12 protein-coding genes and 1 pseudogene are annotated in these 13,381 nt (G+C 62.3%); 1 reads left to right on the top strand and 12 read right to left on the bottom strand.

Annotated features, from left to right (window positions below):
- Nucleotides 1–97: 97 nt before the first annotated feature.
- The 11 genes and pseudogenes from ACF8GF_RS04160 to ubiE all read right to left on the bottom strand — a co-directional run bounded on the left by ACF8GF_RS04160 (nucleotide 98) and on the right by ubiE (nucleotide 8,138).
- Nucleotides 98–970, bottom strand: coding sequence for a methyl-accepting chemotaxis protein (locus ACF8GF_RS04160; RefSeq protein ID WP_370844176.1), 873 nt, complete (start codon nucleotides 968–970; stop codon nucleotides 98–100).
- Nucleotides 953–2,014: pseudogene (locus ACF8GF_RS04165) on the bottom strand (methyl-accepting chemotaxis protein); the annotation flags it as partial. The pseudogene ACF8GF_RS04165 and the gene ACF8GF_RS04160, both read right to left, overlap by 18 nt.
- Nucleotides 2,015–2,115: 101 nt before the next feature.
- Nucleotides 2,116–2,823, bottom strand: a complete 708-nt coding sequence (locus ACF8GF_RS04170; RefSeq protein WP_176683054.1) for a 16S rRNA (uracil(1498)-N(3))-methyltransferase — start codon at nucleotides 2,821–2,823, stop codon at nucleotides 2,116–2,118.
- Complete coding sequence (gene tatC / locus ACF8GF_RS04175; protein ID WP_176683055.1) at nucleotides 2,820–3,608, bottom strand: twin-arginine translocase subunit TatC; 789 nt, start codon at nucleotides 3,606–3,608, stop codon at nucleotides 2,820–2,822. Before tatC ends, ACF8GF_RS04170 begins: the two co-directional genes overlap by 4 nt.
- Nucleotides 3,605–3,985 (bottom strand): Sec-independent protein translocase protein TatB, encoded by a 381-nt coding sequence (tatB, locus tag ACF8GF_RS04180; RefSeq protein WP_176683056.1) that lies wholly within the window; start codon nucleotides 3,983–3,985, stop codon nucleotides 3,605–3,607. Before tatB ends, tatC begins: the two co-directional genes overlap by 4 nt.
- A 3-nt stretch (nucleotides 3,986–3,988) precedes the next feature.
- A complete protein-coding gene (locus ACF8GF_RS04185) occupies nucleotides 3,989–4,261 on the bottom strand; it encodes a twin-arginine translocase TatA/TatE family subunit (protein ID WP_209969551.1) in 273 nt (90 codons plus the stop codon).
- A 62-nt stretch (nucleotides 4,262–4,323) separates the two neighbouring features.
- Nucleotides 4,324–4,659, bottom strand: a complete 336-nt coding sequence (locus tag ACF8GF_RS04190) for a phosphoribosyl-ATP diphosphatase (protein WP_003249283.1) — start codon at nucleotides 4,657–4,659, stop codon at nucleotides 4,324–4,326.
- 1 nt (nucleotide 4,660) lies between these two features.
- Complete coding sequence (hisI, locus tag ACF8GF_RS04195; RefSeq protein ID WP_021783739.1) at nucleotides 4,661–5,053, bottom strand: phosphoribosyl-AMP cyclohydrolase; 393 nt, start codon at nucleotides 5,051–5,053, stop codon at nucleotides 4,661–4,663.
- A gap of 72 nt (nucleotides 5,054–5,125) precedes the next feature.
- Nucleotides 5,126–6,748, bottom strand: a complete 1,623-nt coding sequence (gene ubiB, locus ACF8GF_RS04200; RefSeq protein ID WP_103443686.1) for a ubiquinone biosynthesis regulatory protein kinase UbiB — start codon at nucleotides 6,746–6,748, stop codon at nucleotides 5,126–5,128.
- Complete coding sequence (locus tag ACF8GF_RS04205) at nucleotides 6,745–7,368, bottom strand: SCP2 domain-containing protein (RefSeq protein ID WP_209969556.1); 624 nt, start codon at nucleotides 7,366–7,368, stop codon at nucleotides 6,745–6,747. Before ACF8GF_RS04205 ends, ubiB begins: the two co-directional genes overlap by 4 nt.
- Nucleotides 7,368–8,138: a bifunctional demethylmenaquinone methyltransferase/2-methoxy-6-polyprenyl-1,4-benzoquinol methylase UbiE gene (gene ubiE, locus ACF8GF_RS04210; RefSeq protein ID WP_004576729.1), complete on the bottom strand. Its 771-nt coding sequence runs from the start codon at nucleotides 8,136–8,138 to the stop codon at nucleotides 7,368–7,370. The genes ACF8GF_RS04205 and ubiE overlap by 1 nt, the downstream gene beginning before the upstream one ends.
- 124 nt (nucleotides 8,139–8,262) lie before the next feature.
- Between ubiE and ACF8GF_RS04215 the strand changes: the two genes are divergently transcribed.
- Nucleotides 8,263–8,538, top strand: coding sequence for a polyhydroxyalkanoic acid system family protein (locus ACF8GF_RS04215; protein ID WP_392487576.1), 276 nt, complete (start codon nucleotides 8,263–8,265; stop codon nucleotides 8,536–8,538).
- A gap of 18 nt (nucleotides 8,539–8,556) precedes the next feature.
- On the opposite strand, the gene ACF8GF_RS04220 is transcribed toward ACF8GF_RS04215, so the two are convergent.
- A complete protein-coding gene (locus ACF8GF_RS04220; protein WP_392519695.1) occupies nucleotides 8,557–13,317 on the bottom strand; it encodes a hypothetical protein in 4,761 nt (1,586 codons plus the stop codon).
- Nucleotides 13,318–13,381: the final 64 nt, after the last annotated feature.

Here is a 13,381-nt window from a genome sequence, read left to right on the forward strand (position 1 = left end):
ATTCGCGGGTAAACCCGCTCCTACGACGGCCTGTGTACATGCGTGCAGGAGCGGGTTTACCCGCGAAGAGGCCCGACCGGGTGACCGCTAGTTCAGATCACAGCCTGAACCGCCCAACCAACCCTTGCAAATGGGTCCCCAACCGCGCCAGTTCCACGCTGGAACTGGCGGTCTCCTCACTCGCCGCCGAGGTCTGGTCGGAAATATCACGCACATTCATAACGCTGCGGTTGATCTCCTCGGCCACCGCCGTCTGCTCCTCGGCCGCCGTGGCAATCTGCTGGTTCATCGCCTGAATCGACGACACCGTGCGGGTGATGGTTTCCAGCGAGCTGCCGGCGCGGCGGGTCAGCTCGACGCTGCTGTCGGTCAGTTGGCGGCTATTGTCCATCACGCTGGCCACCCGTTGGGTGCCGCTTTGCAGGCCGGCAATCAACTCCTCGATCTCTTCGGTCGACTGCTGTGTGCGTTGAGCCAAGCTGCGCACTTCGTCGGCAACCACAGCAAAGCCACGCCCGGCTTCACCGGCGCGTGCCGCTTCGATGGCCGCGTTGAGGGCCAACAGGTTGGTTTGCTGGGCCACCGATTTGATCACGTCGAGTACGCTGCCGATCTTGTCGCTTTCGGTCTTGAGCAGGTTCATCGCTTCGCTGGAATTGACCACTTCGCTTGCCAGGCGCTCGATCTGTGCCACCGCCTCGCCCACCACGCGATCGCCCTCGCGGGCCTGCTGGTCGGCCATCAAGGCGGCTTCAGAAGCCTGTTCGGCATTGCGTGCCACATCGTGCACGGTGGCTGTCATCTGGTTCATGGCCGTCGCTACCTGGTCGGTTTCGACCTTCTGGTTGTTGACTCCGGCGCTGGTCTGTTCTGTCACCGCCGACAGCTCCTCGGCAGCGCTGGCGATCTGCGTGACGCCGTCGCCAATGCCGCCGATCAGCTCACGCAAGCCCTGGGTCATGCGATGCATGCTGGCCTGCAATTGGCCCAGTTCGTCGCGGCGTTGTACTTGCAGGCTCTGGGTCAGGTCTCCGCTGGCCACACGTTCTGCGGCGCGCAGGGTTTGGCGCAGAGGGATGATGATCTGCCGGGTAATGGCCCAGGCAGCCAGCAGGCCAAGGGCCAATGCCAGCACGGTGGCGACTGTGAGCAGTGTTTTGGCCTGCGCGGCCGCGGCATTACGCACCTCGGTTTGCGAGGTGGTCATCGTCTGGCTGGCCTGCAGCAGTACCGTGCCTTGTTCAGCCATGCTTTGCAGCGCTTGCTCACTGGCACGCTGGGCGTCGCCGAACTGGGTCACGGCATCGCGGTAGCCGCCCATGGCCGTGGCGGCATCATCCAGGCTGGCAGCATGTTCGGCTGGCACTTTGGCCGGCAGTGCGCGCAGCTCGGCCAAGGCCTGGTCGATGGCTTTCAGTGCCGTTTGCTGGAAGTCGGCATTGCCGCTGTAGGTGTAGCCACGCACCTGGAAACGCGCTTGTTGCAGCAGGGCGCTGACGTCCACCGCGTGCTGGTACTGATTGATGTCTGCACCCTGCAGCAGGCTGCGCTGTACGCGGCCAATCAACTCCACGACTTTATCGGCGCTGCTACCCAGTACATCACGGCTGGCTTCGCGGCGTTGGTCGGCCTGCTTCAGCTCGTTGAATGCCTGCTGGTAGACGCGCACTGCCTCGCGCTGCTGTTCGAGGCGCTGGCGGTCGGCGGGTTGCTCGATCTGGCCAAGCATCAGTTGCACCTGGCGGTCGAGGTTGCTCAGGGCTTTTTCCAACTCTGCCAGCGAAGCGTCGTCGCGGCGGCGATCATAGAGCTGGCGGGCGATGCGCAGTTCCTGGGTGTATTGCTGGACGACAGAGATATTTCCCAGTTTGTCGCCACGGTCGATGATGCTGTCCATGCCGTGCCAGCCGACCAGGGTAATGGCCAAGGTCAACAGCAGCACCAGGCCGAAGCCCAGCCCCAGTTTGCGATTGACGCTCACATTGCCCAGCGATTGGGCTAACCATTGATACATGTTCGACTCCCCGGCGGCTTGGCAGCACAAATAATTGTTTTGTTGCCAAGGCCATCGGCCCGGAAGAGGGAAACTTGATGGGCGAAAAAGGGGTGATTGTGTCAGAAAATACGCGAAAGCAGCGCGGTGACGGCGGTCTCCACCCGCAAGATGCGATCACCCAGCTGCACCGGCGCCAGGCCTGCCTTGCCCAGCAGGTCGATCTCGTAGGGGATCCAGCCACCCTCGGGGCCAATGGCCAGGGTAACGGCTTGTTCTACGGCGCGCGGACAGGCTGGGTAAGGGCCGGGGTGGCCGACCAGCCCCAAAGTGCCGGCGGCGATGGTGGGCAGGCGGTCTTCGACAAAAGGCTTGAAGCGCTTTTCGATGATCACCTCGGGCAGCACGGTGTCGCGCGCCTGTTCCAGGCCCAGGATCAGGTTCTCGCGAATGGTGTCGGGCTGCAGGAAGGGCGTTTGCCAGAAGCTTTTCTCGACCTTGTAGCTGTTCAGGAGGATCAGCCGCGGCACACCCAGTGTGGCCACGGTCTGGAACAGCCGTCGCAGCATTTTCGGCCGAGGTACCGCCAGCACCAGGGTCAGCGGTAGCTTGGCCGGTGGCTGCCGGTCGAAGGTCACTGCCAGCTCGGCTTCGTGTTTTTCCAGGCGCAGCACCGTGGCCTTGCCCATCAGGCCATTGATACGGCCCACGCGCAGGTTATCGCCCACCACCACGCGGTGGATTTCCTGCATATGGGTGAAGCGCCGATCAGCAAGAACGACGCGGTTGGCCGAAACGAAGTCGGTCTCTTCAAGAAGCAACAGGTTCACGGTTGGGTCGCAGGTGGCTGGTCGTTATGGTCGTCGGCGGTTTCGTCGTGGGCGCTGCGCTTGCGGATCAGGCTGCCGCACAGCACTCCGATCTCGAACAGCAGCCACATGGGCACGGCCAGCAGGGTCTGGGAGAAAATGTCCGGTGGGGTGAGGACCATGCCGACCACGAAGCAGCCGATGATCACATACGGGCGGGCCTTTTTCAGGTACTTCACGTCGACGACGCCGATCCACACCAGCAGCACCACTGCCACCGGGATTTCGAAGGCCACGCCAAAGGCGAAGAACAGCGTCATCACGAAGTCGAGATAGCTTGCGATGTCGGTCATCATCGAAACGCCTTCTGGCGTGGCGCTGGCGAAGAAACCGAAGATCAGCGGGAATACCAGAAAATAGGCGAAGGCCATGCCGGCATAGAACAGGAAGATGCTCGACACCAACAGTGGAATGGCGATGCGCTTTTCATGGCGGTATAGCCCTGGCGCGATAAAGCCCCAGATCTGCTGGAGGATGAACGGGATGGCCAGGAACAGCGAGACGATCATGGTCAGCTTGAACGGCGTGAGGAACGGCGAGGCCACATCGGTGGCGATCATCGTTGCATCGGCCGGCAAGTGCTCGCGCAGTGGCGCGGAAACCAGTGTGTAGATCTGCTGGGCGAAGGAGAACAGCCCGGCAAAGATCAGGAAAATGACGGCAACGCAGCGCAGCAGGCGGGTGCGCAGTTCGGTCAGGTGCGAAACCAGCGGCATTGGCTGGTCGTGTTCCGGGTTCTCGCTCATGGGGCTCGCGGCGGTTGAGGCGGTTCAGAAGAAGCGGCCGGGGTGGCAGCTGGCTCGACAACCGGCCTGGTTTCGAGCCCGGCAGGTGGCTGCACACTGGCCGTGGTCACTGGCGGCTGTGCGGGTGGCGCTAGCGGGTTGAGGATGCGCTTGGCTTCCTCTTCCATCTGCAGGATGTGCTCATTGTGCAGCTGGCGGCGGATGTCGTCGGCGCCAATTTCTCGCTCCACTTCCATCTTGATGCTGTTGAAGCTGCGCTTGAGCCGGCCGATCCACAGGCCTGCCGTGCGCGCGGCACCCGGCAGGCGCTCGGGGCCGAGCACCAGCAGGGCGACCAGGCCGACGAGCAGCAGCTCGCTGAAACTCATGCCGAACATGGGTCAGTCTTTCCGCTGCGGCTCTTGGACCGGTTGTGCCTGGCCTTCGATTGTGTGGCCTTGTTGCGGCTGCGCGGTGTTTTGCACCGGCGGCACAGGCTGGGCAGGCGGCGGAGTCTGCTCGGCCGGCTTGGACTCTTCCTCGTTCATGGCCTTGCGGAAGCCCTTGATCGATTCGCCTAGGTCGCTGCCGAAGTTCTTCAGCTTCTTGGTGCCGAACACCAGGACCACGACGACCAGCAGGACGATCCAGTGTTTCCAGTCAAAGATACCCATTTCGTACTCCTGAAAATTGTGTGTTGGCCCTATCCGGGCTGCACGGTGCCACCAATTGAACGTCAGGCAGATGGCTGGCGTGCGGCCTTCTCATCATGCCCGGACAAGCCGAAGCGGCGTTCCAGCTCATCCAGCACGGCTTGCGGATGCTGGCCCAGCGCACTGAGCATCACCAGGCTATGAAACCACAGGTCGGCGGTTTCGTAGATGACATCGCTGTAATCCTTGCTGATCTGGGCATCCTTGGCAGCAATGATCGTTTCGACCGACTCTTCGCCGAGCTTTTCAAGGATCTTGTTCAGGCCCTTGTGGTACAGGCTGGCCACGTAGGAGCTGTCAGGCGCCGCTTGCTTGCGTTCTTCAAGCACTTCGGCCAGGCGGTTGAGGGTGTCGCTCATGTCAGTGTCCTGCGTTGTAGATGGCATCCGGGTCCTTCAGGACCGGGTCGACGATTTTCCACTGGCCGTCTTCATAGACGCGGTAGAAGCAGCTTTCACGACCGGTATGGCAGGCGATATGGCCCAGTTGCTCGACCATCAGGATGATCACGTCGGCGTCGCAGTCCAGGCGCAGCTCATGCAGTTTTTGCACATGCCCGGACTCCTCGCCTTTACGCCACAGCTTGCCACGCGAACGCGACCAGTAGATGGCACGCTGCTCGGCGGCGGTCAGGGCCAGCGATTCACGGTTCATCCAGGCCATCATCAGCACACGTCCGGTCTTGTGGTCCTGAGCGATTGCCGGTACCAGGCCATCGCTGTTCCACTTGATCTCGTCCAGCCAGTCTTTCATCGTCGACTCCAAAGCGGGCCCGTTCCTGTGCCAGGCCCTTTGCGCTAGTGTGCCAGCCACAGGCGCGGCTGGCTATTGGCGCACGATCAGGTAAAGGCCCGCAGCCAGCATCAACCAGGCGGGCCAGGCGGCCGGGGCGGCCAGGCTGGCGGTTTCAGCAGCGCCTGCGGCCAAAACTGCGCCACCGCCGAGCAGGCCGGCGCCGAGCAGGCGCAGCGCCCAGCGGTCGCCCTGGCGGCGCCGTTCCGGCAATTGTGGATCGTGCAGGTGAGGCTGCGACAGGCGTTCGAGCAGGTCGCGGGTCATGCCGGCCAGGTGTGGCAGTTGCTCGACCTGGCTGTGCAGGTTGCCGAACACGGCCTTGGGGCTATAGCGGTCGCGCATCCAGCGTTCGAGGTACGGTTTGGCGGTGCTCCACAGGTCCAGGTCGGGGTACAGCTGACGGCCCAGGCCTTCGATGTTGAGCAGGGTTTTCTGCAGCAATACCAACTGTGGCTGCACTTCCATGTTGAAGCGCCGTGCGGTCTGGAACAGGCGCATCAGCACTTGGCCGAAGGAAATATCTTTTAACGGTTTTTCGAAGATCGGCTCGCACACGGTGCGAATCGCTGCTTCGAACTCGTTGACCTTGGTGTTTGCCGGCACCCAGCCCGAGTCGATGTGCAACTGGGCCACGCGGCGGTAGTCACGTTTGAAGAAGGCAAACAGGTTGCGCGCCAGGTAGTCCTGGTCCTCGGCGGTGAGGCTGCCGACGATGCCGCAGTCGATGGCAATGTACTGCGGGCTCCACGGCTTGACCGTGCTGACGAAGATGTTGCCGGGGTGCATGTCGGCATGGAAGAAGCTGTCGCGGAACACCTGGGTGAAGAACACTTCCACGCCGCGCTCGGCCAGCAGCTTCATGTCGGTGCGCTGGTCGGCCAGGGTGGTCATGTCGGTCACCGGTACGCCGTAGATGCGCTCCATCACCAGCACCTTGGGGCGGCACAGGTCCCAGTACACCTGGGGCACGTACATCAGCTCGGAGCCTTCGAAGTTGCGCCGCAGCTGGCTGGCGTTGGCAGCCTCGCGCAGCAGGTCGAGCTCGTCGTAGATGGTTTTTTCGTAGTCGCCGACGATTTCCACCGGGTGCAGGCGACGGGCATCCGCCGAGGCACGTTCAGCGGCCTTTGCGATCAGGAACAGCCAGGCCAGGTCCTGGGCGATGACCGGTTTCAGGCCCGGACGCACCACCTTGACCACCACCTCTTCGCCGGTTTTCAGGCGTGCGGCGTGCACCTGGGCCACCGAGGCCGAGGCCAGTGGCTCGACGTCGAAGCGGCTGAACACCTCGCCGACCTTCGCACCGAGCTGTTCCTCGATCAAGGCCACGGCTTTTTTCGGGTCGAAGGGGGGGACACGGTCCTGCAACCGCATCAGCTCGTCGGCGATGTCGGGGGGGAGCAGGTCGCGGCGGGTGGAAAGCAGCTGGCCGAACTTGATGAAGATCGGCCCCAGGTCCTGCAGCGCCAGGCGCAGGCGCGCGCCACGGCTGAGCTCGGTGGGTTTGCGTGGCAGCCAGCGCCATGGCATCAACAGGCGCAGGCTGGCCAGCCACCAGGGCAGCAAGGGTTGGTCGAACAGCAGGTCATCGAGGCGGTAGCGGATAACCACACGCTGGATGCGAAAAAGACGTCGGACGGCGAGCAGCTTCATGCGTTATCGCTGGTATCAAGGGATCGGGACAGGCGCCTGAGGCGCGCTTCGAGGCGTTCTGTATCAAGCTTCAAGGCATCGAGCTCGCTGAAGGCGGCTTCGGCCTCGCGCTTGCCGACCAGGGTACGGGATTCTTCGGCCAGGTATTCGGACAGGCTCTGGCTGAAACGTGCCAGGCCTTGGCGAGTCCAGCGGGCGCGCAGGCGGATATGGCCGGCCAGCATTGCCGTGGCGACCGGACCAAGCCAGCGTTGTAACTCGTGCTCCCAGTCCAGTTCCAGGTCCTGCAGCACACCAAACAGGTCGAGCAGTACGGCGCTGTCGCCGTGCAGCTCGACCTGCGGGCTGTGCAGCACGGCGGTCTTGTCCTTGGCCAGGGCCAGTTGCGCCAGGCTACCGGCGGGCGCGCGCAGGCTGCAGTCGACCTCACCCTGCCAGTGGGCGGCGAGCATCAGGCCTTCTTCGTCGGGCAAGATGAACAGCTGCAGGGCCGGTTGGCGGCAGTCGATTTCGATGACCTTGCCTTCCAGCGCGGCCAGCCGCGGCAGGGCCGTGCTGTCCAGGCGCAGGATGCGGTTCAGGCCATGTTCGACGCTGGCGAGCAGCCCGGCCAGCAACATCAGGGTTTGATTCCCCGGTGCACGGCAACGATGCCGCTGGTCATGTTGTGGTAGGTGACGCGGTCGAAACCGGCCTCGACCATCATGCTCTTCAGGGTTTCCTGGTCAGGGTGCATGCGGATCGACTCGGCGAGATAACGGTAGCTCTCGGCGTCATTGGTGATCAGCTTGCCAGCCAGCGGCATGAAGGCGAACGAGTAGGCGTCGTAGGCCTTGGACATCAGCTTGTTGGTCGGCTTGGAGAACTCCAGGATCAACAGGCGGCCACCGGGCTTGAGCACGCGCAGCATCGAACGGATGGCGGCGTCCTTGTGGGTGACGTTGCGCAGGCCGAAAGCGATGGTCACGCAGTCGAAGTGGTTGTCCGGGAACGGCAGCTTTTCAGCGTCGGCCTGGACGAACTCGATATTGCCGGCCACGCCGCGGTCAAGCAGGCGGTCACGGCCTACCTTGAGCATCGAATCGTTGATGTCGGCCAGCACCACCTGCCCGGTCGGCCCGACAAGACGCGAGAACTTGGCCGCCAGGTCACCGGTACCGCCGGCGATGTCCAGCACGCGGTTGCCGCTGCGCACGCCTGACAGCTCGATGGTAAAGCGCTTCCACAGGCGGTGCATGCCGCCGGAAAGCACGTCGTTCATCAGGTCGTACTTGGCTGCCACCGAGTGGAACACTTCGGCAACTTTCTTCGCCTTCTGGCTTTCAGGCACGTCCTGATAGCCGAAATGGGTGGTGGGTTCGGCGTGGTCGCCTTTGCGCTGGTCGTTCATATCGCTTCACCGGAAAAAATTACCGCCATTCTAGGGCGAACGGGCGGATTTGTCTTGGCGGGGTGTGCCAGTGGGCAGGGGCGGGCATAATGCGCATTATGTCTACATCTTCAGGAACGTCCGCATGACCCAGATCAGCGTCGAACGCAAACACTCCCTCGGCCGTGATGCCGCCCGCGCCAAGGCTGAGGAGCTGGTCGACAAGCTCAGCCGCGAGTACGACCTCAAGGCCACCTGGAACGGTGACCGCGTGGACGTTGCGCGCAGTGGCGCCAATGGCAGTGTGCACATTGGCGACGACAGCATCCGCGTCGAATTGAAGCTGGGCATGATGCTGTCGATGATGAGCGGCACCATCAAAGGTGAAATCGAGCGGGCGCTGGACAAGGCCCTGGCCTGAGCCGGCGCCGCCCTGTGGCTACTGCGGCGCGTCCGCCGGGAAAGGAATGATACCAATCACCTGCTCCAGGCGCAGATCGCCGCGGTAGATCGCGATGCGCTCGCGTGCGTCTGCGGCTTGCTCGAGCAGGGCCTTGCGGCCCCTTACGCCTGCATTCCAGAATTTGAGGTGGCCCTTGACGAAGTCATGCCCCCTCGCTTCGAGGCTGGGATAATGAAAATGCGCCTCCCACAGTAACCGCTGTGGCGCTTGCACATCGCGAACCTCGTAGACGTCGAGGTAATCATTGGCGTGACGTAACTGCCGGCGAATCACGGTTTGCCTGATCCGAATCCGCTTCTGCTCAGCCAGGAAGCGAAGGGCCTTGCCGTCGGGATGGCGGGTGTTCAGATACGCGTCGGTGAGTAGCCGAAGTTTTTCGTGATGGACGCGGTCTACCGCTGCCCGAAGGAGGTCGACCAAGCCGTAATCCAGTGGATTGTTAAGCTCGGTCAGTTGCTGCTGCACTTCGCGCATGTCACCTGCCGGCCATTCCAGAAAGTCGCTCAGGCTGTTGGGCTCATCGGCATAGTGAGCGGCGAAGGCGATTTTTCCATCCACCTCTGCCAGCAGGCGGTTTGCTCGCTGGCGCAGCTGTGCGCGGTCATGCTGGGCCGGCCGCGCTTGCTCAGGCACGGCATGCCACACCCCGTCGCGTTGCGTGAAGCTGCCCGCAGGCTCCTGGTTGAATGCACTGCGCTGGATAGCACGGTTGCCCATTTGGTCTATTTCCACCAGTAGCGGTCGACCTCGATCAACACGGATGACCCGGCGTCTGATCGTCGCGGGCCGATGATAGGGCGTTGGCGAGGGGGGGCTGATGCCGCTGTCGAGGTTGGTCAAGGTCGCGCTCAGTTGCTGCTCTGTGATCTGGGCAATCGTGGACAGTTCGCGTATGTATTCGTCCAGTACGTCAGCGACCAGCGCAGGCGAGTCCAGCGTTTTCATGTATTGGGCGCGGTCCAGCACGGTACGGTATTTCTGAAGGATATCCTCAAGCAGTTCGGCTTTGACCTGGGCCGTCTCTTCGGTGGCTGCCAGCCCGTCGTGGCTCCATACCGTGCTGCTGAATTCGATGCCGCTGAGCGGCGCGCGCATCGCAAGCAAATCCTCGGCCGTGTCCGCCGAGAGGCGGGTCTTGTCCACGGCGAGGTAGGCCAGGTCACTGAGCAGCTGGGCCCGAATGACCAATGTCGAATACGTTCTGCGTCGGATGGTCTGAGCGAGTTTCGTGGCTTTATTGGCAAAATCGATCTTGGGGTCCTGCAGTGTTTCCGCCAGGATCCGGTCCAGCCGCTGGCTGACGACAAGCAGGCGGCGGCTGGCTTGGCAGGAATCGCGTACCCGCTCGCGATAGTCGAGGTATTGCTGTATCTGCTCGGCAGTCTCTGGAACGCGGGGCAGCCCGGTGGCCTGTGCGCTCAGTGCCTGGTGGTCGACCTGCTCCAGCAAGCGGCGGCACAGCAGCATGTCGTTTTCGATGGCTGCGCCGTACCAATTGCCGTATCGGCGTCGGCTCGGGGCTCGGGTGTCGAATTTGCTGAACCGTGGTTCGGCCATCTCCTTGAACACTTCGATGTTCCCATGCAACAGCGTGCTCTGCCGTTCCAGGTAGAGCGCGGATGCCCTGATCTCTGGCAAGTGGCGCAGGCGCTGGGCTTTGAGTGCCTGCCTCTGAAGTTGCAATGCTGGCGGCGGTGAAGCGCGCTCCTGTGCAGGCAGAGCATCGACAGCCAGGCTGTACTCCAGCGCGAGGTCGTCATAAGCCTGCAGTTGCACTTGGCTGCGTTCCATAAGTGGCGCCATCTGGTTCAGCGCTTGTTGGTTCGCCGTGGCGGTTGTACTCAAGGTGTCGAACCGCTGGCGGTTTTCAGCGTTGATGGATTGCCTGTTCCTTGGCATGCCGCCAGAGAGGTTCAGATTCACGGTCCATTGGCCATTCCAGCGCGTCAGCCAGGGGCCTTTTTGGCGTTCACGGCCAACGATATGGTAGCCGTCCGGGGCGCCATTCCATTGGGACACCCACTCGCTGCTGCTCGGCTCGGGACCGATGATCTGCATGCCGTTCCACGTCTCGATGACCTCATAGGCGCCATCGCCCAGCTTGGCGTAGTAACGGCCGGCAATATTGTACAACCCACGCAAACGGCCCGTTGGCAGTGGCGCGTGCCCCTCGAGTGGCTGCGAGGCTTGCAGTTGGGCCAGTGACTGGCGCTCCTGTACCGACAGGTTGCTCAGGCGCTGTTCGTCATGCCAGCCATCTACACGCACGAGCGTGGGCTGCGGCGCTTCGACGGGGGCCTGCCAGGGTTTCTCCTGTGGCTGCTCGAGCGCTGGGGGCGGGGTCTCTTCCTTCGGCGCAGGGCCTGAAAAACGTAGCCTGGCGGGCTCTTCGCTGTTGGCAGGTGGCGTTGCAGGGCGGTGGGCAAGGAGCAAGGCCAGGTTGGTGACCAGGTCTATGGCTGCGACGATCTTGTCGTCACCGCTGCGCTTGATCAGCGCCTCGACGTCTTCCTTGGCTGCCGACAGCGCCACCACCAGCCACACCAGGGTGGTCATCGGGCCATGCCAAAGTTGGGTGACGGTATTGAAGATCGCCCACGCAGCCTCCTTCACCAAAGCCCGCACTTCCTGGGCATTGGAGACGCTGTTGCTGGCTGAGGCCAATAACATGGTCTCGATGCGGGCGTTGAACAGGTGGGTGTCCAGATCATCCGTCCAGGCCTGGAACGAGGCCTGGACCGGGCGTCTGAGGCGTTGCAAAAGGCGGTCCAGCAGCTCGACCGGCACATTGAGCAGGTGCGTCAGCTTGGTCATGTTCGGGTGCAGGTGCGGGTGCTTGAACCCGTCGTTCTGGTAAGTCGGACGCGCGTCATCCTCAAGCCAGGCCAGTACGCTCTCTTGCAGTTCGCCCCTGCTGCGGATTGCGTCCATCAGCAATTCGAGGTTCGGAAATTCCTGCAACGCCCTGTCGGCATAGAATGGGCGGTACAAGACCCAGCTGCCGCTTGCCGGTATTTCGATGATGAACATCCCGTGCGCAACATCGCTTGCCGAAGCGCCAGGCGCGCAAAGGAACGCCAGGGGGGCGATGCGCAGAAGGTCCACGCCATTGTCCATGCCCTGACAGAACCTGAGCATTGCCTGGCTTGCCGCTTCGCCAAGCTGTCGCTCGATCTTGGCCTTCAGCGTGCTGAACCGAAGGGCGTAACGCCATTCCCTGGCATGCTGGCGGATTCGCTCGGCTCTGCGCGGCTGGGTGTTGACTTGGTCCTTCAGGTAGGAGGGGTAGTGGCCGCCGATGTCGACCTGATGAATCAGGCCCCTGATCTGGTCGATGCTCAGCCAGTCGGTCACAGGCGAGCCGTCCTCGAAGTTCATCCCGCTCATCACCTCGCCAGCCTCCAGCCGCAGGCGTGAAATCGCCAGGTCGGTCAGGGAAACCGAGTACAAGAACAGTGACTGCCCTTGTGTAGCGGCGCCGATGATGGCCTGGGAAATGCGGATGCGCACCTTGTTCGGGTCGTGTACCGCCTTGTCTGGGTAGCTGGTCTGCAGGGTCTCACGCAAGCGGCGAGCGGCGTAATCACGGATATCTTCAACATCGCCCAGGGATGTGCAGCCCTTCGACCGACCTTGGCTCGCCGCCAGATCGAGCAGTGCAGTGTGATAGGCATAGCGGTCCTCAGCGCTGGCATTGAGCAGCCATCGCGGCGGACTGACGGCGGGTGCAGTTCGTTCCTGCGAAGGCAGGTCGAAGAAGTAAGCTGACGGGTCGCTCACCTGGCGCAGTTGTCGCTCCAGTTCGTCGACGGTTGTCAGGCCGCCAATACGCAGGCGGCCGATGTCGTCCAGGATATCGTTCAGCAGTTGCCTGACCTGGAAGGCGAAAGGGCGTCCGATTACTGGCGTGTGTGCCCAGGACAACGTTTCGAAGCGATAACGTTGCGCTAGCTGCCGTTGCAGCGCGGTGGCAAAGCTGGGCAGGTCGACATGGCGGTGAACCGAACCGCAGGGCTTGCATTGCAGAACCAGGCTGCGGGTGCCGCTTGTGGTGATGAGCAACAGATCCGGTAGGGTAACGGTGTGTGCCCCGCCATCCGTTCCGAGCGTGACTTGTATCGCCTCGACAGCCAGGCTGTCGAATACCCCGTCGAGCAGGGCGTACATTGCCGCTTTTTCATCATCTCCAAGGCCTTGGCGAGGGAGGTTCTCGAGCAATGCAGCCTTGATGGTGTGCTCCAGCCAGAGCATGCGCGAGACTTGGCTGTCTTCGTCGAGCCCGTTCCAGAAGCCGATCTGGGCTTGCTGGAAGGCCGGTATCAACGCACCAAGCACGGTATCGAAGTCATCGCTGAGCTTCGTCAGGTCCGGCATGATTTCGGGTTGGCGAATGTTGTCCTGGCCTTGCTCCTGAATTTGAAACACATGGGGAGGGCTGATGCTCAGCTTGTCTGAGGCGCCCAGTTGCACACGTTCCTTGGTCAGGAAATGCCGGAGAAGCTCGTTCAGCAGCCCGCTCTGACGTGGCAGATCATCTGTGCTGGCCGGTGCATGCAGGATGACGAAAGGGTCGAGCGATGTGATGTGAGGATGGTTGCGGTGCAACCATGGATATCGGTCGCTGAAAGTCTGAAATGCTTCTTTTGATAAGACATCCCGCAGGCTGGGTCGTTTGGAGAAACAGGCTGCCACGCTTTGCTTGAACGTCAGCCTGGGTGGGTTTGCTACAACAGTCATGGCGTCGATGTCCGTGAGGTGAAGCTTGCGACGCTAGCGCTATGGGCGAAGGGGCTTGCGGTAT

Origin of the sequence: Pseudomonas sp. yb_5, assembly GCF_043103865.1 — a bacterium.
GTDB classification, from domain to species: Bacteria; Pseudomonadota; Gammaproteobacteria; order Pseudomonadales; family Pseudomonadaceae; genus Aquipseudomonas; species Aquipseudomonas putida_Y.

What these genes read in the sequence shown, in the direction of transcription:
- ACF8GF_RS04160 (WP_370844176.1), bottom strand. Translation starts at nt 970, where the DNA reads ATGCATCGCATGACCCAGGGCTTGCGTGAGCTGATCGGCGGCATTGGC.
- tatC (WP_176683055.1), bottom strand. Translation starts at nt 3,608, where the DNA reads ATGAGCGAGAACCCGGAACACGACCAGCCAATGCCGCTGGTTTCGCAC.
- tatB (WP_176683056.1), bottom strand. Translation starts at nt 3,985, where the DNA reads ATGTTCGGCATGAGTTTCAGCGAGCTGCTGCTCGTCGGCCTGGTCGCC.
- ACF8GF_RS04185 (WP_209969551.1), bottom strand. Translation starts at nt 4,261, where the DNA reads ATGGGTATCTTTGACTGGAAACACTGGATCGTCCTGCTGGTCGTCGTG.
- ACF8GF_RS04190 (WP_003249283.1), bottom strand. Translation starts at nt 4,659, where the DNA reads ATGAGCGACACCCTCAACCGCCTGGCCGAAGTGCTTGAAGAACGCAAG.
- hisI (WP_021783739.1), bottom strand. Translation starts at nt 5,053, where the DNA reads ATGAAAGACTGGCTGGACGAGATCAAGTGGAACAGCGATGGCCTGGTA.
- ubiB (WP_103443686.1), bottom strand. Translation starts at nt 6,748, where the DNA reads ATGAAGCTGCTCGCCGTCCGACGTCTTTTTCGCATCCAGCGTGTGGTT.
- ACF8GF_RS04205 (WP_209969556.1), bottom strand. Translation starts at nt 7,368, where the DNA reads ATGTTGCTGGCCGGGCTGCTCGCCAGCGTCGAACATGGCCTGAACCGC.
- ubiE (WP_004576729.1), bottom strand. Translation starts at nt 8,138, where the DNA reads ATGAACGACCAGCGCAAAGGCGACCACGCCGAACCCACCACCCATTTC.
- ACF8GF_RS04215 (WP_392487576.1), top strand. Translation starts at nt 8,263, where the DNA reads ATGACCCAGATCAGCGTCGAACGCAAACACTCCCTCGGCCGTGATGCC.
- ACF8GF_RS04220 (WP_392519695.1), bottom strand. Translation starts at nt 13,317, where the DNA reads ATGACTGTTGTAGCAAACCCACCCAGGCTGACGTTCAAGCAAAGCGTG.